This window comes from Streptomyces sp. NPDC043726 (assembly GCF_056436565.1).
Genome location: NZ_JBWKCI010000011.1, coordinates 239,480 through 262,147, shown reverse-complemented (window position 1 = coordinate 262,147; position 22,668 = coordinate 239,480). Strand labels below are relative to the sequence as shown.

Genomic DNA, 22,668 nt, shown 5'->3' with positions numbered 1-22,668 from the left:
TTTCGGTGCATGTCGTACTCGCCGGCGGAGGAACCGCGGGCCACATCGAGCCCGCGCTCGCCCTCGCGGACGCCCTGCGCAGGCAGGACCCGACCGTGGGGATCACGGCCCTGGGCACGGAGCGCGGTCTGGAGACCCAGCTCGTTCCGCAGCGCGGCTACGAGCTGGCGCTGATCCCGGCCGTTCCGCTGCCCCGTAAGCCGACCCCCGAGCTGATCACCGTCCCGGGCCGGCTGCGCGGCACGATCAAGGCCGCCGAGCAGATCCTGGAGCGCACCAAGGCGGACGCCGTCGTCGGCTTCGGCGGCTACGTGGCGCTGCCCGGCTATCTCGCCGCCAAGCGCCTGGGCGTGCCGATCGTGATCCACGAGGCCAACGCCCGCCCCGGGCTGGCCAACAAGATCGGCTCGCGGTACGCGGCCCGGGTCGCCGTCTCCACCCCCGACAGCAAGCTGCGGGACGCCCGCTACATCGGCATTCCGCTGCGCCGCTCCATCGCCACCCTCGACCGGGCCGCCGTGCGCCCCGAGGCCCGCGCGATGTTCGGGCTCGACCCGAACCTGCCGACCCTGCTCGTCTCCGGCGGCTCCCAGGGCGCCCGGCGCCTGAACGAGGTCGTCCAGCAGGTCGCGCCCTGGCTGCAGCAGGCCGGGATCCAGATCCTGCACGCGGTCGGCCCGAAGAACGAACTGCCACAGGTGCACCAGATGCCGGGAATGCCCCCGTACATCCCGGTAAGTTACCTGGACCGGATGGACCTCGCGTACGCCGCGGCCGACATGATGCTCTGCCGCGCGGGCGCGATGACCGTCGCCGAACTCTCCGCCGTCGGACTGCCGGCCGCCTACGTCCCGCTGCCCATCGGCAACGGTGAACAGCGGCTGAACGCCCAGCCGGTGGTCAAGGCGGGCGGCGGACTGCTGGTCGACGACGCGGAACTCACCCCCGAGTGGGTGCAGCACAACGTCCTGCCCGTGCTCGCCGACCCGCACCGGCTGTACCAGATGTCCCGCGCCGCCGCCGAGTTCGGCCGCCGGGACGCCGACGACCTGCTCGTCGGCATGGTGTACGAGGCGATCGCCTCGCACCGACGCTAGGGCTGTATGACGAAAGGGCAGAGAGCGTGGCCGGATCGACGACCGCTGAACGCGGTGCACGCCAGCAGGAGTCGTCCGGCCCGCCTCCCGCCCGGAGGCTGCGGCCCCCACGCCTTCGTACGATCATCATCCTCGCCGTCGCGCTCGTGCTCCTCGGGGCGGGCGGCGCTTACGTGCTGTACGGCTCCAACTGGCTGCGCGTGGAACGCGTGACGGTGGCGGGGACCCAGGTGCTGACGCCCGCGCAGGTGCGCGAGGCCGCCGACGTACCGGTCGGATCGCCGTTGGTCTCCGTCGACACCGACGCCATCGAGGCGCGTCTGGCGCGCGAACTGCCCCGAATCGACGTGGTGGAGGTCAGCCGTTCCTGGCCGCACGGAATCAGGCTGAAAGTGGCCGAGCGAACCCCGGTTCTGATTGTGCGAAAGGGTAAGAACTTCGTCGAAGTGGACGAGGAAGGTGTCCGTTTCGCCACGGTTTCCGAGGCGCCGAAAGGCGTTCCCGCACTGGAATTGACGCTCTCCCGGTCCGGTTCCGCCGCCGCGAGCCTGCGCCGCTTCGACGAGGACCGTCTGGTGCGTGAGGCGGTCCGGGTCGCGGGGGCGATTCCGGCCGCCGTCGCGCGGGACACCCGCACCGTCAAGGTCCGTTCCTACGACGCCATCTCGCTGGAGTTGGCCGACGGCCGGAGCGTCGACTGGGGCAGCGCGGAGAAGGGCGCGGCGAAGGCTCGCACACTCGCCGCTCTGATGAAAGCCTCGCCGGACGCCCGGCACTTCGACGTGAGTGTTCCCACCGCCCCTGCGTCATCAGGGAGTTGACGCACATCAGCGCAGGCCAGCACCCTGGTTGGGCACTGCTACGGCTGATCACATAGGGTGAAAAGAAAAACGGGAGGTTCGGCGTGTTCGTTGAACGGGCGCCACTTGTCGACTTAGTGTCCTGTTCAGAAGACTCCAAGGAACAGACACACTGGTAACCCTAAACTTCAGGGTTAGGGTTCGGGTCGGCGAAACGGACCGTCCCATTCGGCATCCGTCGTCGGATCGAGAAGCGCGACCGCTTCCCAGGTCCGGCGACACGTAACTCGAGGCGAGAGGCCTTCGACGTGGCAGCACCGCAGAACTACCTCGCAGTCATCAAAGTCATCGGTGTCGGCGGCGGTGGTGTCAATGCCATCAACCGGATGATCGAGGTCGGTCTCAAGGGCGTCGAGTTCATCGCCATCAACACCGACGCGCAAGCCCTGTTGATGAGCGACGCCGACGTCAAGCTCGACGTCGGCCGGGAACTCACCCGCGGACTCGGCGCCGGAGCCAACCCGGCCGTCGGCCGCAAGGCCGCCGAGGACCACCGCGAGGAGATCGAGGAGGTCCTCAAGGGGGCCGACATGGTCTTCGTGACGGCCGGTGAAGGCGGCGGCACCGGCACCGGCGGCGCTCCCGTCGTGGCCAACATCGCCCGCTCCCTGGGTGCCCTCACCATCGGCGTGGTCACCCGCCCCTTCACCTTCGAGGGACGGCGCCGCGCCAACCAGGCGGAGGACGGCATCGCCGAACTCCGCGAAGAGGTCGACACCCTCATCGTCATCCCGAACGACCGGCTGCTGTCCATCTCGGACCGCCAGGTCTCGGTGCTCGACGCCTTCAAGTCGGCCGACCAGGTCCTGCTCTCCGGTGTCCAGGGCATCACCGACCTCATCACCACGCCCGGTCTGATCAACCTCGACTTCGCCGACGTGAAGTCGGTCATGTCCGAGGCCGGTTCGGCCCTCATGGGCATCGGCTCGGCCCGCGGCGACGACCGCGCGGTGGCCGCGGCCGAGATGGCGATCTCCTCGCCGCTGCTGGAGGCGTCCATCGACGGCGCCCGCGGTGTGCTGCTCTCCATCTCCGGCGGCTCCGACCTCGGCCTGTTCGAGATCAACGAGGCCGCCCAGCTGGTCAGCGAGGCCGCCCACCCCGAGGCCAACATCATCTTCGGCGCGGTCATCGACGACGCCCTCGGCGACGAGGTCCGGGTCACCGTGATCGCGGCCGGCTTCGACGGGGGCCAGCCGCCCGCCAAGCGGGACAACATCCTCGGCTCGTCCTCGGCCAAGCGCGAGGAGCCGACTCCGGTACGGCAGACCGAGAGCCGGCCGTCCTTCGGCTCGCTCGGCAGCGTCACGCCGAAGGAGGAGCCGGCGCCCGCTCCCGAACCGGCCGCCGACCTCCCGGTCGCCCCGCCGGTCCCGCCGTCCCGGTCCTACTCGGACAGCGCGGCCGAGGAGCTGGACGTGCCGGACTTCCTGAAGTGATAGGACAGCGCGACACCGTGAGCGGCGCGCACTTCGCCTTCACCGACAGGTGGGGCGGGGTGAGCGCCGTTCCGTACGAGGAGCTCAACCTCGGCGGCGCGGTCGGCGACGACTTGGGCGCCGTACGCGCCAACCGGGAGCTGGCGGCCAAGTCGCTGGGGATCGACCCCGGCCGGGTGGTCTGGATGAACCAGGTGCACGGCAAGGACGTCGCGGTGGTCGACCGGCCCTGGGGAGACAGCCCGGTGCCGCAGGTCGACGCGATCGTCACCGCCGAGCGCGGTCTCGCCCTCGCCGTCCTGACCGCCGACTGCACACCGGTCCTGCTCGCCGACCCCGTCGCGGGAGTCGTCGCCGCCGCTCACGCGGGCCGTCCCGGCATGGTCGCCGGGGTCGTCCCCGCCGCGCTACGCGCGATGATGGAACTGGGTGCCGAACCGTCCCGGATCGTCGCCCGCACCGGACCCGCCGTGTGCGGCCGGTGCTACGAGGTGCCGGAGGAGATGCGCGCCGAGGTGTCCGCCGTCGAGCCGGCGGCGTACGCCGAGACGAGCTGGGGCACGCCTTCGGTGGATGTGACCGCCGGAGTGCAGGCGCAGCTCGACCGGCTCGGGGTGCACGACCGGGAGCGGTCGCCGGTGTGCACGCGTGAGTCGGGCGACCACTTCTCCTACCGCCGCGACCGGACCACCGGCCGGCTCGCCGGCTATGTCTGGCTGGACTGATGGGGCATGACGGAACGTAAGGACGAACTCGCCGGAAATCTGGCGAAAGTGGAGGAGCGCATCGCCGCCGCGTGCGCGTCCGCCGGGCGCAAGCGCGAGGAGGTGACCCTGATCGTGGTCACCAAGACCTACCCCGCGAGCGATGTGCGGATCCTGTCGGAGCTCGGTGTGCGACACGTCGCCGAGAACAAGGACCAGGACGCGGCGCCGAAGGCCGCGGAATGCTCGGATCTGCCCCTTCAGTGGCACTTTGTCGGCCAGCTTCAGACCAACAAGGTGCGATCCGTGGTCGGTTACGCGCATCTCGTGCAGTCCGTCGATCGCTCCAAGCTGGTGACGGCCCTCTCGAAGGAGGCCGTACGGGCCGGGCGCGAGGTGGGTTGTCTTCTCCAGGTCGCCCTCGACGCGGGTGAGCGGGAGCGGGGCGAGCGCGGTGGCGTGGCGCCGGGCGGGGTCGAGGAGTTGGCCGGCCTGGTCGCCGAGGCTCCGGGGCTGCGGCTCGACGGATTGATGACCGTCGCACCCTTGACCGGAGAGTACGCGGGACGTGAACTGGCGGCGTTCGAGCGGTTGATGGATTTGTCGACCGACCTGCGCAGAGCCCATCCGGCTGCGAACATGGTCTCGGCAGGAATGAGTGCGGACCTCGAACAGGCCGTGGCAGCCGGAGCGACACATGTACGCGTCGGCAGCGCGGTACTCGGAGTCCGTGCGAGGCTCGGGTAACGTCGCCAGGAAGTCGGACCACAGCAGAAAATATGGTCATTACCGCTGAAGAGCGGGCGTAACGACCTCGTGGATGGCGGGCACTTGGCAGTCGTCAGCCGATCCACCACAGAGCGGAGGACTCAGAGCATGGCCGGCGCGATGCGCAAGATGGCGGTCTACCTCGGCCTCGTGGAGGACGATGGGTACGACGGCCGCGGTTTCGATCCCGACGACGACTTCGAACCCGAACTCGACCCCGAGCCCGAGCGGGACCACCGGCCGCACGAGCGGTCGCACCAGTCCCACAGTGCACATCAGTCCCAAAGGGACGAATCGGTACGAGTGGTGCAGCCTTCGGTGCCGCGCGAGCCGGTGCCGCATTCCGCTTCGCTAGCCGCGGAATCCGGGCGCCCGGCGCGGATCGCGCCCGTGGCGTCCATCACACAAGAACGTCAAAGCCTGGAGAAGAACGCGCCGGTGATCATGCCCAAGGTCGTGTCGGAACGAGAGCCGTACCGGATCACCACGCTTCACCCGCGGACCTACAACGAAGCCCGTACCATCGGGGAACACTTCCGTGAGGGCACCCCGGTGATCATGAATCTGACTGAGATGGATGACACAGACGCCAAGCGACTTGTCGACTTTGCGGCCGGTTTGGTGTTTGGTCTTCACGGCAGCATCGAGCGGGTGACGCAGAAGGTGTTCCTGTTGTCGCCTGCTAACGTCGATGTCACGGCGGAGGACAAGGCCCGCATCGCAGAGGGCGGGTTCTTCAACCAGAGCTGAGACGCATCACCGGAAAAAGCAGTACACAAGAGCAACACACCGCAGTACCGCAGCAGCACGGATTTTGGGGAGAGGGAAGCAAGGGTCATGAGCGTGGTCCTGGATGTCGTCTACATCGCGCTGATGTGCTTCCTCATCGTGCTGATCTTCCGGTTGGTCATGGACTATGTCTTCCAGTTCGCCCGCTCGTGGCAACCCGGCAAGGCGATGGTGGTCGTTCTGGAGGCCACCTACACTGTCACTGATCCACCGCTCAAGCTTCTGCGGCGGTTCATTCCGCCGCTGCGTCTCGGGGGCGTGGCGCTCGACCTGTCCTTCTTCGTACTGATGATCATCGTCTACATCCTGATCTCGATCGTGAGCCGGCTGTGATGAGCGATGTGACCTACCGTCTTGCCGAATGCCGACGACTACGTTGAGGTGAAGAGATGCCGTTGACCCCCGAGGACGTGCGGAACAAGCAGTTCACGACCGTCCGCCTCCGAGAAGGCTATGACGAGGACGAGGTCGATGCCTTCCTCGATGAGGTCGAAGCCGAACTGACCCGCCTGCTCCGCGAGAACGAGGACCTGCGCGCCAAGCTGGCCGCGGCCACGCGCGCTGCTGCCCAGAACCAGCAGAACATGCGCAAGCCTCCGGAGCAGCCGCAGGACCAGCAGGGTATGCCGCCGCAGGGAGGCATGCCCCAGCAGGGTGGTATGCCCCAGCAGGGCGGCATGCCGCAGCAGGGCATGCGGGGCCCGGGCGCCCCGGTGCCGGCCGGCATATCGGGCCCGCCGCAGCAGCAGATGGGTGGCCCCATGGGTGGCCCGCCCCAGCTGCCGAGCGGTGCCCCGCAGCTGCCCGCCGGTCCCGGCGGTCAGGGTGGCCCGCAGGGTCCCGGTCCGATGGGCCAGGGTCCCGGCCCGATGGGTCAGCCCCCGATGCAGCAGCAGATGGGCGGTCCGATGGGCGGCCCCATGGGCGGTCCGATGGGCGGCCCCGGTCAGGGCCCCGGTGGCGACAGCGCCGCCCGTGTCCTCTCGCTGGCCCAGCAGACCGCCGACCAGGCGATCGCCGAGGCCCGTTCCGAGGCCAACAAGATCGTCGGCGAGGCGCGTTCGCGTGCCGAGGGCCTCGAGCGGGACGCTCGTGCCAAGGCCGACGCCCTGGAGCGGGACGCGCAGGAGAAGCACCGCGTCGCGATGGGCTCCCTGGAGTCCGCCCGCGCCACGCTGGAGCGCAAGGTCGAGGATCTGCGCGGCTTCGAGCGCGAGTACCGTACGCGTCTGAAGTCCTACCTGGAGTCGCAGCTGCGTCAGCTGGAGACCCAGGCCGACGACTCGCTGGCCCCGCCGCGCACCCCGGCCGCCGCCTCGCTGCCGCCGTCCCCGGCGCCGTCGATGGCTCCGGCCGGTGCCAGTGCCCCGTCCTACGGTGGCAACCAGGGCATGGGCGGCGGTCCGGCTCCGGCCGCCCCCTCCTACGGCGGTCAGCAGCAGATGTCCCCCGCGATGACCCAGCCGATGGCGCCGGTCCGTCCGCAGGGCCCGTCCCCGATGGGTCAGGCTCCCTCGCCGATGCGCGGGTTCCTGATCGACGAGGACGACAACTGACAGCCGGTAGTACGCCTTAGGCGTCGGCGGCGTTCAAAGGGGCGAGCCCTGGACTTCGGTCCGGGGCTCGCCCCTTTTACACGCGTTGAGCAGAACGTCGAGCAGAAGAAGGGCCCGGCCTCCTATGCGGAGACCGGGCCCTTGTGCGCCGGGTTACGCCTTGCGCAGGCGGAACGTCAGGGACAGCCCCTCGTCGCTGAACGGCGAGCCGTAGCTGTCGTCCGCCTCGCCCCGGGCGAAGTCCGTGGCGAGGACCTCGTCGGCGATCAGAGACGCGTGCCCGGACAGGGCCGCCACGACCGCCGGGTCCGTCGCCGTCCAGCGCAGGGCGATGCGGTCGGCCACGTCCAGCCCGCTGTTCTTGCGCGCCTCCTGGATCAGACGGATCGCGTCACGCGCGAGCCCGGCCCGGCGGAGCTCCTCCGTGATCTCCAGGTCCAGCGCCACGGTGGCGCCCGAGTCGGAGGCCACCGACCAGCCCTCGCGCGGGGTCTCGGTGATGATCACCTCGTCCGGGGCCAGGGTGACCGTCTCACCGTCGACCTCGACCGATGCCGTGCCCTCGCGCAGCGCCAGCGACAGGGCCGCCGCGTCCGCGTTCGCGACCGCCTTCGCCACGTCCTGGACGCGCTTGCCGAACCGCTTGCCCAGCGCGCGGAAGTTGGCCTTCGCGGTGGTGTCGACCAGGCTGCCGCCGACCTCGGACAGCGACGCCAGCGACTCGACGTTCAGCTCCTCCGTGATCTGCGTGTGCAGCTCGGGGGAGAGCGCGTCGAAGCCCGTCGCCGCCACCAGCGCGCGGGACAGCGGCTGGCGCGTCTTCACGCCCGACTCCGCGCGCGTGGCACGGCCCAGCTCCACCAGGCGGCGGACCAGGACCATCTGCTTCGACAGCTCCGGGTCGATGGCGGTGAGGTCCGCCTCCGGCCAGGAAGACAGGTGCACCGACTCCGGGGCGCCCGGGGTGACGGGGACGATCAGGTCCTGCCAGACCCGCTCGGTGATGAACGGGGTCAGCGGGGCCATCAGCTTCGTGACCGTCTCCACGGCCTCGTGCAGCGTGCGCAGCGCGGCCTTGTCGCCCTGCCAGAACCGGCGCCGCGAGCGGCGGACGTACCAGTTCGACAGGTCGTCGACGAACGCCGAGAGCAGCTTGCCGGCGCGCTGGGTGTCGTACGCCTCCAGCGCCTGGGTCACCTGGTCGGTGAGCGCGTGGAGTTCGGACAGCAGCCAGCGGTCCAGCAGCGGCCGCTCGGCCGGGGCCGGGTCCGCCTCTGAGGGCGCCCAGTCCGACGTACGGGCGTACAGGGCCTGGAAGGCGACCGTGTTCCAGTACGTCAGCAGGGTCTTGCGCACGACCTCCTGGATCGTGCCGTGGCCCACCCGGCGGGCCGCCCACGGTGAGCCGCCGGCCGCCATGAACCAGCGCACCGCGTCGGCGCCGTGCTGGTCCATGAGCGGGATCGGCTGCAGGATGTTGCCCAGGTGCTTGGACATCTTGCGGCCGTCCTCGGCGAGGATGTGGCCGAGGCAGACCACGTTCTCGTACGAGGACTTGTCGAAGACCAGGGTGCCGACCGCCATCAGCGTGTAGAACCACCCACGCGTCTGGTCGATGGCCTCGCTGATGAACTGCGCCGGGTAGCGGGACTCGAACAGTTCCTTGTTCTTGTACGGGTAGCCCCACTGCGCGAACGGCATCGAACCCGAGTCGTACCAGGCGTCGATGACCTCCGGCACGCGCGTGGCCGTCTTCTTGCACTGGGGGCACGGGAAGGTGACGTCGTCGATGAACGGGCGGTGCGGGTCCAGCGCCGACTGGTCGGTGCCGCTCAGCTCGGAGAGCTCCGCGCGCGAGCCGACGCAGGTGAGGTGGTCGTCCTCGCAGCGCCAGATCGGCAGCGGGGTGCCCCAGTAGCGGTTGCGGGACAGCGCCCAGTCGATGTTGTTCTGCAGCCAGTCGCCGAAGCGGCCGTGCTTGACCGAGCCCGGGAACCAGTTGGTGTTCTCGTTCTCCTGAAGGAGGCGGTCCTTGACGGCGGTGGTGCGGATGTACCAGGACGGCTGCGCGTAGTAGAGGAGCGCGGTGTGGCAGCGCCAGCAGTGGGGGTAGCTGTGCTCGTACGGGATGTGCCTGAAGAGCAGGCCGCGCTGCTGGAGGTCCTCGGTGAGCTTTTCGTCCGCCTTCTTGAAGAAGACGCCGCCGACCAGGGGGACGTCCTCCTCGAAGGTGCCGTCCGGGCGGACGGGGTTCACGACCGGCAGACCGTAGGCGCGGCAGACCTTCAGGTCGTCCTCACCGAAGGCGGGGGACTGGTGGACCAGGCCCGTACCGTCCTCGGTGGTGACGTACTCGGCGTTGACGACGTAGTGCGCGGGCTCGGGGAACTCGACCAGCTCGAAGGGACGCTGGTAGGTCCAGCGCTCCATGTCGGCGCCGGTGAAGGACTGGCCGGTGGTCTCCCAGCCCTCGCCGAGCGCCTTGGCGACCAGCGGCTCGGCGACGACCAGCTTCTCCTCACCGTTCGTCGCGACCACGTAGGTGACGTCGGGGTGCGCGGCGACCGCGGTGTTGGAGACCAGCGTCCAGGGGGTCGTCGTCCAGACCAGGAGCGCGGCCTCGTCGGCCAGCGGACCGGAGGTGAGCGGGAAACGGACGTACACGGACGGGTCGACGACCGTCTCGTAGCCCTGGGCCAGCTCGTGGTCCGACAGGCCGGTGCCGCAGCGGGGGCACCAGGGGGCGACGCGGTGGTCCTGGACCAGCAGACCCTTGTTGAAGATCTCCTTGAGCGACCACCACACGGACTCGATGTACTCGGGCTCCATTGTGACGTAGGCGTCATCGAGGTCGACCCAGTAGCCCATGCGGGTCGTCAGGTCGGCGAAGGCGTCGGTGTGGCGCAGCACGGAGTCGCGGCACTTGGCGTTGAACTCGGCGATGCCGTACGCCTCGATGTCCTTCTTGCCGCTGAAGCCGAGCTCCTTCTCGACCGCCAGCTCCACCGGGAGGCCGTGGCAGTCCCAGCCCGCCTTGCGGGCCACGTGGTAGCCGCGCATGGTGCGGAAGCGGGGGAAGACGTCCTTGAAGACGCGGGCCTCGATGTGGTGGGCGCCAGGCATGCCGTTGGCGGTGGGCGGGCCCTCGTAGAACACCCACTCGGGGCGGCCCTCGGACTGCTCCAGGCTCTTGGCGAAGATCTTCTGCTCGCGCCAGAAGTCGAGCACCGCGTGTTCGAGCGCGGGCAGGTCGACCTGGGCGGGCACCTGGCGGTACGTCGGCTGTGTCATCAGCGAGCTTCCTCCGGCGGACTTGCTGCCTTCCGTCCGGAGGGACGAGAGCTACGTCTGTCGTTGCGCCGTCTTCGGCGCGCTCCCGCGGTACCACCCTCCTTGGCCCGCCGACGCTCCGTGTGCCTCGGTGAGCCCCCTCATTGGGGTCGCGATGCCGGTTCTACGGCCCTCAGGGGGCTTTCTTCCGGCGGCTCCGGGGTGATCTTCGCGTCGCGCTCGCCCCCGGGCTTCCACCGTCCCCGGGTCGCTCTGGGCTGCGTACGCCGCTACTCGTCCCCATCCACGCTTTTCGCTCCGCCCAGTGTACGGCGCCGCGCGGACAGCGGCCGACCGGTTTTCCGGCCCCCGGCGGCGGGGGCCCGGTGCGGCCTGCGGTGACCCGAACGGCGCGGTACGCGTGTTCGGATTTTGGGACGCCCGGCTTCGCGGATTACCCCGCGGGGAGCTGGGCACAACGGATGCAGGCCGGCCGTGGGGCTTCCGCGAGCGGGCGAATCGGGCGGTGTGCCCCATTGCCGCGGGGCTCGAGTCGATTTATCGTCCCAGCACGATTCGCGAGCAAGATCACAATATGTGAAGGGGCCGCGGCCATGGTGGCGAAGAAGACCGCCGTACAGCAGTCGGCGTCCGGCGGGTCCGCGAAGGCCTCCGGTGGTGCGGCCAAGGACGTGAGCGGGAAGAAGAGCACCCAGGGGGGCTCCGGGAGACAGCCGGGGGACGCCGCGAACGCGGTGAAGACGGTGCGTGGGGGTGGGGCCGCCAAGAAGGGGGCGACCAAGAAGGCGGCCGCCAGGAAAGGCACTGCCAAGACAGCCACTGCCAAGACAGCCACTGCCAAGAAAGCGGCTGCCGGGCAGGCCGTGGCGAAGGGCGCGGCGGCCGAGAAGTCGGCAGCCGGGAAGACCGCGTCCAAGAAGGGCGCCGTGAAGAAGGCCGTGGCGGAGAAGGGCCCGGCCAAGAAGAGCGCCGCGAGGAAGAACGCGGCGAAGAAGGAGGGCGCACCGGCTGCCGCCAAGGAGGCCGCCGGCAAGAAGACCGCTGCTCACGCGCGTGCCGCCACCAAGGCCGGCGCCGCCGAGAAGAGCGCGGCCAAGAAGAGCACGGCCAAGAAGGCGGGCGCGGCCGAGGCCGCGGAGCAGACGGGAGCCACGACGGTGGTTGCGAAGAAGACTCCTGGCACGGCCACGGCGGCCGCGAAGACCGCCGTTCCCAAGGCACGCGTCGCCGCGGCGGTGGAGCCCGGCGAGCTCGCCGTACGCCCCGGTGAGGACCCCTGGACCCCCGAGGAGGTCGAGGAGGCCCGCTCCGAGCTGATGGCCGAGGCACTGCGGCTGCGGAACGAGATCACCTCCTCCGAGCAGGCGCTCGCGGGTCTCATGCGGGACTCGGGGGACGGCGCCGGCGACGACCAGGCCGACACCGGCACGAAGAACATCACGCGGGAGCACGAACTGGCGCTGGCCGCCAACGCGCGGGAGATGCTCACCCAGACCGAGCGCGCCCTGGAGCGGCTGGACGCGGGCACCTACGGTCTGTGCGAGAACTGCGGCAACCCCATCGGCAAGGCCCGTATGCAGGCCTTCCCGCGCGCGACGCTGTGCGTGGAGTGCAAGCAGAAGCAGGAACGCCGGTACTGAGGGCCCGGGCGGGCGTGCCGTACCCTCGTCCTCAGTCAGGTACCTAGGTTGAGGGACTCACGTGGCAGAGGCGGAGCGCATCATCGGTACGCCGGATTCCCCGGACGGGGCTGCGGCCGAACCGGACCAGTCATCCAGTCCGCAGGGACAGGAGGGCGCCCAGGAGCGGCCCAGGGGGAAGCGCCGGATCGCCGTGCTGTTCGCGGTCGCCACCTTCGCCTACCTCCTCGACCTGATCAGCAAGATGATCGTGGTGGCCAAGCTGGAGCACCACGAGCCCATCGAGATCATCGGGGACTGGCTGAAGTTCGAGGCGATCCGGAACGCCGGCGCGGCCTTCGGCTTCGGCGAGGCCTTCACCGTGATCTTCACGGTGATCGCGGCGGCCGTGATCGTGGTGATCGCCCGGCTCGCCCGCAAGCTCTACAGCCTGCCCTGGGCCATCGCGCTGGGCCTGCTGCTGGGCGGTGCGCTGGGCAACCTCACCGACCGGATCTTCCGCTCGCCGGGCGTCTTCGAGGGCGCGGTCGTGGACTTCATCGCGCCGAAGCACTTCGCCGTGTTCAACCTCGCGGACTCGGCGATCGTGTGCGGCGGCATCCTGATCGTGCTGCTGTCGTTCAAGGGGCTCGACCCGGACGGCACCGTCCACAAGGACTGAGCGCGCGGTCGGGAGTGTCTCACCCGTCCGGCATACTCGACGGGTGAGCACGATTCCCGAGATCCGTACCCTGCCCGTGCCGGACGGCCTGGAGGGCGAGCGCGTCGACGCCGCCATCTCCCGCATGTTCGGCTTCTCCCGTACCAAGGCCGCGGAGCTCGCCGCGGCGGGCAAGGTGCTGGTCGACGGCACGGTGGTCGGCAAGTCCGAGCGGGTGCGCGGTGGCGCCTGGCTCGAGGTCGAGATGCCGGGCGCGCCCGCGCCGGTGCAGATCGTCGCCGAGCCGGTCGAGGGCATGGAGATCGTGCACGACGACGATGACGTGGTGGTGATCGTCAAGCCGGTCGGCGTCGCCGCGCATCCGTCGCCGGGCTGGACCGGACCGACCGTGATCGGCGGCCTCGCCGCCGCCGGGTACCGCATCTCGACGTCCGGCGCGGCCGAGCGGCAGGGCATCGTGCACCGGCTCGACGTCGGGACCTCGGGTCTGATGGTCGTCGCCAAGTCGGAGCGGGCGTACACCTCGCTCAAGCGGCAGTTCAAGGAGCGCACGGTCGACAAGCGCTACCACACGCTCGTCCAGGGCCACCCCGACCCGACCAGCGGCACCATCGACGCGCCCATCGGCCGCCACCCCAACCACGACTACAAGTGGGCGGTCACGGCCGACGGCAAGCCGTCCGTCACGCACTACGACCTCATCGAGGCGTTCCGCGCGGCCTCCCTGCTCGACGTGAAGCTGGAGACCGGCCGCACCCACCAGATCCGCGTCCACATGGCCGCGCACCGGCACCCCTGCGTCGGCGATCTGACCTACGGCGCCGACCCCACCCTCGCCAAGCGGCTGCGCCTGACCCGGCAGTGGCTGCACGCCGTCCGGCTCGGCTTCGAGCACCCCGGGGACGGGCAGTGGGTGGAGTTCTCCTGCGGCTACCCGGAGGACCTCCAGGAGGCCCTGGACAAGGTGCGCGAGGAGACCTACGGATGACCTCCCCGTCGTTCGTCGTGCGGGTCGCCTCGGCCGAGGCCGACCGTGAGGCCTGCTTCGCCGTGCGCCGGGAGGTCTTCGTCGTCGAGCAGGGCGTGCCCGAGGAGCTCGAGTACGACGCCTACGACGCCGTAGCCGTGCATGTGCTGGCCGTGCGGGAGGACGGGCTGCCGCTCGGGGCGGGCCGGCTGCTGTACGGCGAGGCCGCCGCGGCGAAGGTGGGCGCCGACCTCTCGGTGGGCTCCCTCGGCCGGCTCGCGGTGTCCAAGGCGGCCCGCGGACTCGGCATCGGCGTCGCCCTGGTGCGGGCCGTCGAGGACGCGGCACGCGCGCGTGGGCTCACGGCGGTGGATCTGCACGCGCAGACACAGGCGCTGGGGTTCTACGAACGGCTGGGCTACGAGGCGTACGGACCGGAGTTCCCCGACGCGGGCATACCGCACCGGGCGATGCGGCGCGCTGTCTAGCGAGGTGCCGGAAGCGCTGGTGAGGACGGTGCCGTGGCAGGCTTGAGGCCTGCCCTGTGGACGCCGATCTCGCCGGAGTGCTGACCGTGGATCAGTTGGCCCTGTTGTTCGTGCTGTTGCTCGGGGCCGTGGTGAGTGTCCCGGTGGGGGAGCGGCTGGGGCTGCCGGCGCCGGTGCTGATGACCCTCCTTGGGATCGTGCTGGCGCTGCTGGAGTTCGTGCCCAATGTCGAGGTGCCGCCCGAGCTGATCCTGCCGTTGCTGTTGCCGCCGTTGCTGTACGCGGCCGTACGGCGGACCTCCTGGCGGCAGTTCGCGGCGAATGTGCGGCCGATCCTCCTGCTGGCCGTGGCCCTGGTGTTCGTGACGACCGTGTGCGTGGCCGTCGTCGCGCACTCGATCATCCCGGGGCTGCCCGTCGCCGCCGCCGTCGCGCTCGGCGCGCTGGTCGCGCCCCCGGACCCCGTCGCCGCCACCGCCGTGGCCGGACAGCTCGGGCTGCCCCGCCGGCTGGTGTCCATCCTGGAGGGCGAGGGGCTCTTCAACGACGTCACCGCGATCGTGCTCTACCACGTGGCCATCGCGGCGGTCGTCAGCGGGACGTTCTCGCCCTGGCGGGCCGGGCTGGACCTGGTGCTCTCCGCGGTGGTGGCGCTGGTCGTCGGGCTCGCCCTGGGCTGGGGCGCGAACCGGCTGATGGGGCTCCTCGGGGACGCCACGCTGCAGATCGGGCTGACGCTGCTGGTGCCGTACGCCGCCTACGTGCTGGCCGAGGAGCTGCACGGCTCCGGGGTGCTGGCCGTGCTGACCACCGCGCTCTTCCTCGCCGAGTACGCCACCGACGCGGACGACGTGCTGACCCGGCTCGCCGGGCACACCTTCTGGGACGTCGTCGACACGCTCGTCACCGGGGTGGCCTTCGGGCTGATCGGACTCGAACTCCACAACGCCCTGCGGACGGCGTCCGGGCGGTGGGGCGAGCTGCTGGGGTGGGCGGCGGCGATCGTGGGCGTGGTCGTGTTCGTCCGGCTGCTGTGGCTGCTGCCGGCGACCTGGCTGACCAAACGGCTGCACGCCCGGCGGGACCACGACGAGGACATCCCGATGAGCTGGCGGGAGACCGTCGTCATGTGGTGGTCCGGGATGCGCGGGGTGGCGTCGGTGGCGCTGGCGCTGGCGATCCCGCTGAAGGTGGACGACGGGTCCGCCTTCCCCGACCGCGACGAGATCGTGTTCGTCGCCTTCGGGGTGATCATGGCCACGCTGGTGCTCCAGGGACTGACCCTGCCGTGGCTGGTGAAGCGGCTCGGCGTGCGGGCGGACGCGGCACGCGAGAAGGAGTTCGAGAAGGCCCTCGCCGTGCGGGCGGCCAAGGCGGCGAAGCGGCGGCTGCACGAGATCGAGGCCGTCGAGGAACTGCCGGAGGAGCTGAGCGAGCAGATGCTGCGGCGGGCCTTCGACATCGGGGTGCGGATCTCGCCCGAGATGGGGGACGAGGAGCGCCGGGAGATGCACCGGAAGGTCAAGCGCGTACGGCGGATCCAGCGGGAGATGCTGAGCGCCGCCCGGCACGAGGTCCTGGCGGCGCGCAGCGAACCCGGGGCGGACCCGGAGGTGGTCGACCGGGTGCTGCGCCATCTGGATGTGCGCAGCCTCCGGTGACCCCTTCAGCGTCCGGTTCGCGGTGGTTCGTGGGCTCGGCGGGGGCGGTGGCCGTCCGACGAGCGGGGGTGGGGCGGGACACCGGGTGGCAGGGCCGCGTCCGCCGTGTTGACCCGGGGGAGGGCGTAGTTGTGGTGCGTGGTGAGCCAGTTCAGCATGTGCTCGCGGACCGTCACCCGCACCGTCCAGATGTCGTCCGCGTCCTTCGCCGTCACCAGGGCCCTGACCTGCATGGTGGTCGGGGTGGAGTCGGTCACCGAGAGGTCGCAGGCGCGGCCGTCCCAGGCGGGGCACTCCCGCAGGATGTCGCGGAGCTTCTCGCGCATCAGCTCCACCGGAGCCGAGTGGTCCAGGTGCCAGTAGACGATGCCCGTCATCTGGGCGCCGCCCCGGGACCAGTTCTCGAAGGGCTTCGAGGTGAAGTACGACACCGGCATGGTGATGCGGCGCTCGTCCCAGGTCCGGACGGTCAGGAACGTCAGGGTGATCTCCTCGACGGTGCCCCACTCCCCGTCGACCACCACCGTGTCCCCGATGCGCACCATGTCACCGAAGGCGATCTGCAGCCCGGCGAACATGTTGCTCAGCGTCGACTGGGCGGCCACGCCCGCGACGATGCCCAGGATGCCGGCCGAGGCCAGCAGGGAGGCGCCGGCGGCGCGCATCGCGGGGAAGGTCAGCAGCATCGCGGCCACGGCGACCACGCCCACCACGGCCGCCACCACGCGTGTGATGAGCGTCACCTGGGTGCGCACGCGCCGGACCCGGGCCGGGTCGCGGTGCACCCGGGCGTAGCGGGTGTACGTCGTCTCGACGACAGCCGCCGCGATGCGGATCACCAGCCAGGCCGCCGAGCCGATCAGCACCAGCGTCAGGGTCTGGCCGATCCCGACCCGGTGCTCCTCCAGCACTTTCGCCGAGTCGTACGAGCCTCTGAGCGCGGCGGTGCAGAGCACCAGCTGGTAGGGGATGCGGGCCCGGCGCAGCAGGCCCCACAGGGGCGTCTCGGAGTGCCGTTGGTCGGCCTTGCGCAGCAGCAGGTCGGTGGCCCACCCGATGAGCAGGGTGAACACGACCGAGCCGCCTATGACGATCAGCGGTCGGAGTACGTTCTCCATGCCTCCGAACGTAACCGGATCCGGGGGGTGCTGAACATGCGGACCGGTGAGACACAGCGCACGCCCCTGTCGTACCCGGCTGGCACCATGGCCTCATGAACATCATGCTCTTTCACTCGACCTACGGTTCGCGCCCCGCGGTGCGCCAGGCCGCGGACCGGCTGCGCGAGGCCGGACACGAGGTGTGGACGCCGGATCTCTTCGAGGGCCGTACGTTCGACACCGTCGAGGAGGGCATGGCCTTCAAGGAGGAGCTCGGCAAGGACGAACTGCTCAAGCGGGCCGTACTGGCCGCCGCGCCCTATTCCGAACGGGGCCTGGTGTACGCCGGGTTCTCGCTCGGCGCGTCCGTCGCGCAGACCCTCGCCCTCGGCGACGACAAGGCGCGCGGGCTGCTGCTCCTGCACGGCACGTCCGACATCGCGCCGAACGCGTCGGTGGACGAGCTGCCGGTGCAGCTGCACGTGGCCGAGCCGGACCCGTTCGAGACCGACGACTGGCTGAGCGCCTGGTATCTCCAGATGGGCAGAGCCGGCGCCGACGTGGAGGTCTACCGGTACGCCGGGGCCGGACACCTCTACACCGACCCCGAGCTGCCGGACTACGACGCCGAGGCGGCCGAGGCCACCTGGCGGGTGGCTCTCGGCTTCCTGGACTCGCTCTGACGACCCTTCGAGCAGCGGTCAGGGCTTGACCGCCGCGAGGCTGACCAGGTACCGGCCTGGCCGATTGCCTCCCGGTCCGTTCCACCCGCCGTGGCCGCAAGTCGTCTTCGCAACCCGGGTTCTACACGGGGTCGTACGTCCGCTCGACCTTCTGCGTGCCGCTGCGCGTGCGGTACGAACGGGCCCAGGACGCCGTCGCGTCGGCCTTCGTACGGTCGGACAGCACGTAGTAGTCCATCTGCGCGCGCTCGCCCGTGATGTCCAGGACGCCGAAGCCGTGGCGGTCGGTGTCGACCCAGTGGACATGCCGGTTGGCGGCCTTGATGAGCGGTGAGGCGACCGCGGAGACCGTGCCCTGGGGGACCTTCACGATGTCGTCGAGGTTGTCGGAGGTCACCGAGGTGACCACGAACTCCGTGGCGGCCGAGGCGGACAGCGGGTACGTACCGGCGTTCACCGGGACGTCGTTGGCCCACGCCATGTGGATGTCACCGGTGAGGAACACGGTGTTGCGGATGGCGTTGGAGCGCAGGTGGGCGAGGAGTTCACGGCGGTCGTCCGTGTAGCCGTCCCACTGGTCGGTGTTGAGGGCGAGGCCCTCCTTCGGCAGCCCGAGCAGCTCGGCCAGCGGCCCCAGCAGATCGGCGGTGAGCGAGCCGATGGCGAAGGGCGAGATCATCACCGAGTTGCCGACCAGGCGCCAGGTGGTGTCGGAGGACTTCAGCCCCGTCTTCAGCCAGTCGAGCTGGGCGCGCCCGGTGAGCGTGCGGTCCGGATCGTCCACGTCGCCGTTGCCGACGGACGCCTGCTGGGAGCGGAAGGAGCGCAGGTCCAGCAGGGAGAGGTCGGCGAGCTTGCCGAAGCGGAGCTTGCGGTAGGTCGTGCCGGCCACGGCCGGACGCACCGGCATCCACTCGAAGTAGGCCTGCTTGGCGGCGGCCTGACGGGCGGCGTACGCGCCCTCGGTGCCCTCGGTGTGGTTCTCGGCGCCGCCGGACCAGGCGTCGTTGGCGATCTCGTGGTCGTCCCAGATCGCCACGCAGGGCGCGGTCGCGTGCAGCGCCTGGAGGTCGGGGTCGGTCTTGTAACGGCCGTGCCGGACCCGGTAGTCGGCGAGGCTCAGGATCTCGTGCGCCGGCGCGTGCGGCCGTACGACCGTGCCGCGGGTGCCGTACTCGCCTGTGCCGTACTCGTAGATGTAGTCACCGAGGTGCAGCCAGGCGTCCAGGTCGCCGCGGGCCGCGAGGTGGCGGTACGCGGAGAAGTAGCCGGCCTCCCAGTTGGCGCAGGAGACCACGCCGAAGCGGAGGTTCGCCACGGCCGCGTCCGTCGCCGGCGCGGTGCGGGTGCGCGCCGCCGGGGAGTCGGTGCCGCCGGCGGAGAAGCGGAACCAGTAGTCGGTGGCGGGCGCGAGGCCCCGGATGTCCGCCTTGACGGTGTGGTCGGTGGCGGCGGTGGCCTTCGTGGAGCCCTTGGCGACGATGTGCGTGAACGCCTTGTCCGTGGCGACGGTCCAGCTGACCTCGGTGTCCGGGCCGAGCCCGGAGCCGGGAACCGCCTCGGGGGCCGGGGTCACGCGGGTCCACAGCAGGACGCCGTCGGGCAGCGGGTCGCCGGAGGCCACGCCGTGCAGGAAGGCGGGAGCGGTGGCGGCCTGGGCGGGTATCGCCGCGGCGAGCGGTCCGGCCAGGACAGCAGTGGCCGCCGCGGCCTTGACGACCGTACGGCGGCGTGGGGTAAGGGTGTTGAGCGACTCGGATGATCTGTATCGACTGGTCACGAGCGATCAGGTTACTGACCAGTATGAACGAGAGCGGGCGAACTCGTAAAAATTCGCCCGCTCTTCGTCTGGCGGTCGGCCGGAGCCGGGGATTCCGGAGGCTCAGGCCTTCAGTGCCGCGTCCACCAGGGTGTTGAACTCGTCCACCGTCATCGGGGGGTTGCCCTGGTCCGTGGTGAGCGTCTTGCCGTCCATCACGAAGCTCGGGGTGCCGGTGACGTCGTCCTTGTTGGTGTCGAACGTCTTGGACATGGCCAGCGCCCAGGCGTCGTAGGTGCCGTTCTTCACCGCGTTCCGGAACTTGGTGTTGTCCTTCAGGGCGTCGACCGTGTCGGCGATCTCGATGAGGTAGTCGTCGTTCTTGAGCTTGTCGTCCGACTCCTCCGGGTGCCACTTCGCCGAGTACAGCGCCGCCTTGTACTGGAGGAAGGCCTCGTCGCTGACGTTCAGCGCGGCGCCGAGGGCGCTCATCGCGTTCTTGGAGCCCTCGCCGTTGCTGCCGATCCTGTTCTCGCCGAGGGAGTCGCCGTCGAGGAAGGTGCCGCCGACGAACTGGATCTTGTACTTGCCGTCCTCGACGTCCTTCTCGACGGTCGAGCCGACCGACTGCTCGAAGGAGGCGCAGACCGGGCAGCGCGGGTCCTCGTAGACCTTGAGGGTCTTCTTGGCGCTGTCCTTGCCGATGACGACCGTCGTGCCGTTCGTGCCCGTGGTGTTGGCCGGGGCGACGACCTTCTCGTCCCGCACCGCCTCCCAGTGGCCGGGCTTGTTGGACTGGACGACGGCGTAGCCGATACCGCCGGCCGCCGCCAGCACACCGACGACCGAACAGGCCACGACGATCTGCCGCTTGACCTTGGCCCGCTTGGCCTCGCGCTCACGCTCGACGCGCAGCCGCTCGCGTGCCGCCGACTTCGCCGCCTGGCTGTTCCGCTTGCTCATATGGGTTTACTCCATGGGGACGGCACACCTCATGTGTGCGCATGACGTATGGGTGGACTGGTCGTGCTCAGGCGAAGGCGACTGAGCACGGCGGTCCACGCCGTCCCAAGGAGTGGGTGAGGAGCCGCTCACGGGCGGCGGTGGTACGGCGGCGCGGGCGCGGCAGCCGGCGGACCGACCGGGCGGGCCGGACCGTCACGGCGGCGACCGCCAGCAGCAGCGGCCGGAAGGTGGTGGCCGCGACCGCCCGCAGCAGCTGGCCCAGCGCGCGCTCACCGCGGCGCAGCCAGGCGGCGGCGACCAGGCCCACCGTGACGTGCGCGGCGAGCAGCAGCCAGGCGGTCTCCGGGTCGGCGTGCGCGAGGAGAGCGGCGAGCCGGTCGGTGCCGGTCCTCTCGGTGACCGCGGTCAGCGCGGTGCCGACCCGGGTGCCGTCGCCGCACAGCACGTCCAGCCCGACCGAGCGCAGCGGGCCCGCGACCGGGCCGCCCGCGGCGCCGTAACAGACGTGCTGGCCGGTGGTGAAGACGGTGTCGGCGGCCAGCTCCAGCGGGATCAGCAGGGCGGCGATCCGCCCGAATCCGCGCTCGCGCCCGGCCAGCGCGTAGGCCACGACGAACACGCCGGCGGCGACCAGCGCCACCGTGTTCAGGGGCAGCGGGACCCGGGACAGCAGCACGTGCGACGCGGTGCTGAGCGTCACGACGAGTGCCGTGAACAGCGCCGCGCGAAGCGCTCGCAGTCGGGTCCCGGATATGTCCATAGCGCTGGAGAGTGTGTCACGGAGGGCTGTAAGGGAGCCCTAAAGGCTCCCTGTGAACGCCCCTTGGGTCACAGGCCGGGGATCCGGCCGTTGCGGAACAGGTCCACGAAGATCTGGTGGTCGGCACGCGCGCGTGCGCCGTACTCGTGGGCGAAGCCCACCAGGAGCTCGGCGAAGCCGTCCTCGTCGGCGGCGATGGCCGCGTCGATGGCGCGCTCGGTGGAGAACGGCACCAGGGACTCGCCGGAGGTGTCGTCGGCCGCCGAGTGCATCGAAGCGGTGGCCCGGCCGAGGTCCGCGACGACCGCCGCGATCTCCTCCGGGTCGTCGATGTCGCCCCAGTCCAGGTCCACGGCGTACGGCGAGACCTCCGCGACCAGCTGGCCCGAGCCGTCCAGCTCGGTCCAGCCCAGCCACGGGTCGGCGTGCGCCTGGAGCGCGCGCTGGGAGATCACCGTGCGGTGCCCCTCGTGCTGGAAGTAGTCCCGGATCGCCGGGTCGGTGATGTGCCGGGAGACGGCCGGGGTCTGGGCCTGCTTGATGTAGATCACGACGTCGTTCTCCAGGGCGTCGCTGTTGCCCTCCAGCAGGATGTTGTACGACGGCAGCCCGGCCGAGCCGATGCCGATCCCCCGGCGGCCGACGACGTCCTTCACGCGGTAGGAGTCCGGGCGGGTCAGGGAGGACTCCGGGAGCGTCTCGAGATAGCCGTCGAAGGCGGCGAGCACCTTGTAGCGGGTGGCCGCGTCCAGCTCGATGGAGCCGCCGCCCGGGGCGAAGCGGCGCTCGAACTCCCGGATCTCGGTCATCGAGTCAAGCAGCCCGAACCGGGTCAGCGCGCGGGCGTCCCGCAGGGCGTCCAGCAGCGGGCCCTGGGCGGTGTCCAGGGTGAAGGGCGGCACCTCGTCGCTCTTGGCGCCGGTCGCCAGCGCGTGGATCCGCTCGTGGTAGGCGCTCGCGTACACCCGCACCAGCTCGGTGATCTGCTCGTCGCTGAGCGCCTTCGCGTACCCCACCAGCGCCACGGAGGCGGCGAAGCGCTGGAGGTCCCACGTGAAGGGGCCGACGTAGGCCTCGTCGAAGTCGTTGACGTTGAAGATCAGCCGACCGGTGGAGTCCATGTACGTGCCGAAGTTCTCCGCGTGCAGATCGCCGTGGATCCACACGCGCGAGGTGCGCTCGTCCAGGAACGGCCCGCTGAATATCCGCCCGCCACCCCGCCCGGCGTTCTCCGCGTCCAGGTCGTGGTAGAAGAGGCACGCCGTACCGCGGTAGAACGCGAACGCGGAGGCCGCCATCTTGCGGAACTTCACGCGGAACGCGGCCGGGTCGGCGGCCAGGAGCTCGCCGAACGCGGTGTCGAAGACGGAGAGGATCTCCTCGCCGCGCTGCTCGTCGCTGAGCTTCGGAACCGACATCGCTGGGTGCCTCCTGGTGCAGTGCATGGACGACAGCGTCTCTGCCGTCTCCAACGCACGA

Annotated in this window: 20 protein-coding genes; 14 read left to right on the top strand and 6 right to left on the bottom strand. The window is 70.4% G+C overall.

Annotated elements, in window-relative coordinates; translation table 11 throughout:
* Positions 1-5: 5 nt before the first annotated feature.
* The 8 genes from murG to AC068Z_RS30620 all read left to right on the top strand — a co-directional run bounded on the left by murG (position 6) and on the right by AC068Z_RS30620 (position 7,213).
* Positions 6-1,097: an undecaprenyldiphospho-muramoylpentapeptide beta-N-acetylglucosaminyltransferase gene (gene murG, locus AC068Z_RS30655; RefSeq protein WP_363158094.1), complete on the top strand. Its 1,092-nt coding sequence runs from the start codon at positions 6-8 to the stop codon at positions 1,095-1,097.
* 26 nt (positions 1,098-1,123) lie between these two features.
* The gene (locus AC068Z_RS30650) at positions 1,124-1,918 is read left to right on the top strand and encodes a cell division protein FtsQ/DivIB (RefSeq protein ID WP_478562753.1); all 795 of its coding nucleotides are present in this window, start codon (positions 1,124-1,126) and stop codon (positions 1,916-1,918) included.
* A gap of 287 nt (positions 1,919-2,205) precedes the next feature.
* Positions 2,206-3,396 carry a cell division protein FtsZ gene (ftsZ, locus tag AC068Z_RS30645; RefSeq protein ID WP_451725496.1) on the top strand — a complete coding sequence of 397 codons (1,191 nt, stop codon included), beginning with the start codon at positions 2,206-2,208 and terminating at the stop codon, positions 3,394-3,396.
* Entirely contained in the window at positions 3,393-4,121 is a 729-nt protein-coding gene (gene pgeF / locus AC068Z_RS30640; protein ID WP_478562750.1) for a peptidoglycan editing factor PgeF, read from the top strand. The genes ftsZ and pgeF overlap by 4 nt, the downstream gene beginning before the upstream one ends.
* Before the next feature lie 6 nt (positions 4,122-4,127).
* Positions 4,128-4,847 carry a YggS family pyridoxal phosphate-dependent enzyme gene (locus tag AC068Z_RS30635; RefSeq protein WP_478562747.1) on the top strand — a complete coding sequence of 240 codons (720 nt, stop codon included), beginning with the start codon at positions 4,128-4,130 and terminating at the stop codon, positions 4,845-4,847.
* A 129-nt stretch (positions 4,848-4,976) separates the two neighbouring features.
* Positions 4,977-5,618 (top strand): cell division protein SepF, encoded by a 642-nt coding sequence (locus tag AC068Z_RS30630; protein ID WP_451725500.1) that lies wholly within the window; start codon positions 4,977-4,979, stop codon positions 5,616-5,618.
* Positions 5,619-5,705: 87 nt separating this feature from the next.
* Complete coding sequence (locus AC068Z_RS30625) at positions 5,706-5,990, top strand: YggT family protein (protein ID WP_007448661.1); 285 nt, start codon at positions 5,706-5,708, stop codon at positions 5,988-5,990.
* 56 nt (positions 5,991-6,046) lie between these two features.
* Complete coding sequence (locus tag AC068Z_RS30620) at positions 6,047-7,213, top strand: DivIVA domain-containing protein (protein WP_478562744.1); 1,167 nt, start codon at positions 6,047-6,049, stop codon at positions 7,211-7,213.
* 153 nt (positions 7,214-7,366) lie between these two features.
* Here the strand turns inward: AC068Z_RS30620 and ileS are convergent, their stop codons facing one another.
* Positions 7,367-10,504: an isoleucine--tRNA ligase gene (gene ileS, locus AC068Z_RS30615; RefSeq protein ID WP_478562741.1), complete on the bottom strand. Its 3,138-nt coding sequence runs from the start codon at positions 10,502-10,504 to the stop codon at positions 7,367-7,369.
* A gap of 593 nt (positions 10,505-11,097) precedes the next feature.
* On the opposite strand from ileS, the gene AC068Z_RS30610 reads away from it, so the two are divergent.
* The 5 genes from AC068Z_RS30610 (at position 11,098) to AC068Z_RS30590 (ending at position 15,921) form a co-directional block, all read left to right on the top strand.
* On the top strand, positions 11,098-12,144 hold the full coding sequence (locus AC068Z_RS30610; RefSeq protein ID WP_478562738.1) for a TraR/DksA family transcriptional regulator: 1,047 nt from the start codon (positions 11,098-11,100) through the stop codon (positions 12,142-12,144).
* A 61-nt stretch (positions 12,145-12,205) separates the two neighbouring features.
* Entirely contained in the window at positions 12,206-12,805 is a 600-nt protein-coding gene (gene lspA / locus AC068Z_RS30605; protein ID WP_478562735.1) for a signal peptidase II, read from the top strand.
* Positions 12,806-12,848: 43 nt separating this feature from the next.
* On the top strand, positions 12,849-13,793 hold the full coding sequence (locus AC068Z_RS30600) for an RluA family pseudouridine synthase (RefSeq protein ID WP_478562732.1): 945 nt from the start codon (positions 12,849-12,851) through the stop codon (positions 13,791-13,793).
* Entirely contained in the window at positions 13,790-14,260 is a 471-nt protein-coding gene (locus AC068Z_RS30595) for a GNAT family N-acetyltransferase (RefSeq protein ID WP_478562729.1), read from the top strand. Before AC068Z_RS30600 ends, AC068Z_RS30595 begins: the two co-directional genes overlap by 4 nt.
* An 86-nt stretch (positions 14,261-14,346) precedes the next feature.
* The gene (locus AC068Z_RS30590) at positions 14,347-15,921 is read left to right on the top strand and encodes a Na+/H+ antiporter (protein WP_478562995.1); all 1,575 of its coding nucleotides are present in this window, start codon (positions 14,347-14,349) and stop codon (positions 15,919-15,921) included.
* A gap of 5 nt (positions 15,922-15,926) precedes the next feature.
* Here AC068Z_RS30590 and AC068Z_RS30585 read toward each other — a convergent pair whose 3' ends face one another.
* Positions 15,927-17,039: a mechanosensitive ion channel family protein gene (locus AC068Z_RS30585; RefSeq protein ID WP_478562726.1), complete on the bottom strand. Its 1,113-nt coding sequence runs from the start codon at positions 17,037-17,039 to the stop codon at positions 15,927-15,929.
* A gap of 95 nt (positions 17,040-17,134) precedes the next feature.
* On the opposite strand from AC068Z_RS30585, the gene AC068Z_RS30580 reads away from it, so the two are divergent.
* Positions 17,135-17,704, top strand: a complete 570-nt coding sequence (locus AC068Z_RS30580; protein WP_478562723.1) for a dienelactone hydrolase family protein — start codon at positions 17,135-17,137, stop codon at positions 17,702-17,704.
* Positions 17,705-17,825: 121 nt separating this feature from the next.
* Here the strand turns inward: AC068Z_RS30580 and AC068Z_RS30575 are convergent, their stop codons facing one another.
* The 4 genes from AC068Z_RS30575 to AC068Z_RS30560 all read right to left on the bottom strand — a co-directional run bounded on the left by AC068Z_RS30575 (position 17,826) and on the right by AC068Z_RS30560 (position 22,607).
* Entirely contained in the window at positions 17,826-19,484 is a 1,659-nt protein-coding gene (locus AC068Z_RS30575; RefSeq protein WP_478562720.1) for an alkaline phosphatase D family protein, read from the bottom strand.
* 102 nt (positions 19,485-19,586) lie between these two features.
* Positions 19,587-20,426 (bottom strand): thioredoxin domain-containing protein, encoded by an 840-nt coding sequence (locus tag AC068Z_RS30570; RefSeq protein ID WP_478562717.1) that lies wholly within the window; start codon positions 20,424-20,426, stop codon positions 19,587-19,589.
* A gap of 67 nt (positions 20,427-20,493) precedes the next feature.
* Positions 20,494-21,189: a hypothetical protein gene (locus AC068Z_RS30565; protein ID WP_478562714.1), complete on the bottom strand. Its 696-nt coding sequence runs from the start codon at positions 21,187-21,189 to the stop codon at positions 20,494-20,496.
* Between the two features lie 68 nt (positions 21,190-21,257).
* Complete coding sequence (locus tag AC068Z_RS30560) at positions 21,258-22,607, bottom strand: DUF2252 domain-containing protein (protein ID WP_478562712.1); 1,350 nt, start codon at positions 22,605-22,607, stop codon at positions 21,258-21,260.
* Between the last annotated feature and the right edge of the window lie 61 nt (positions 22,608-22,668).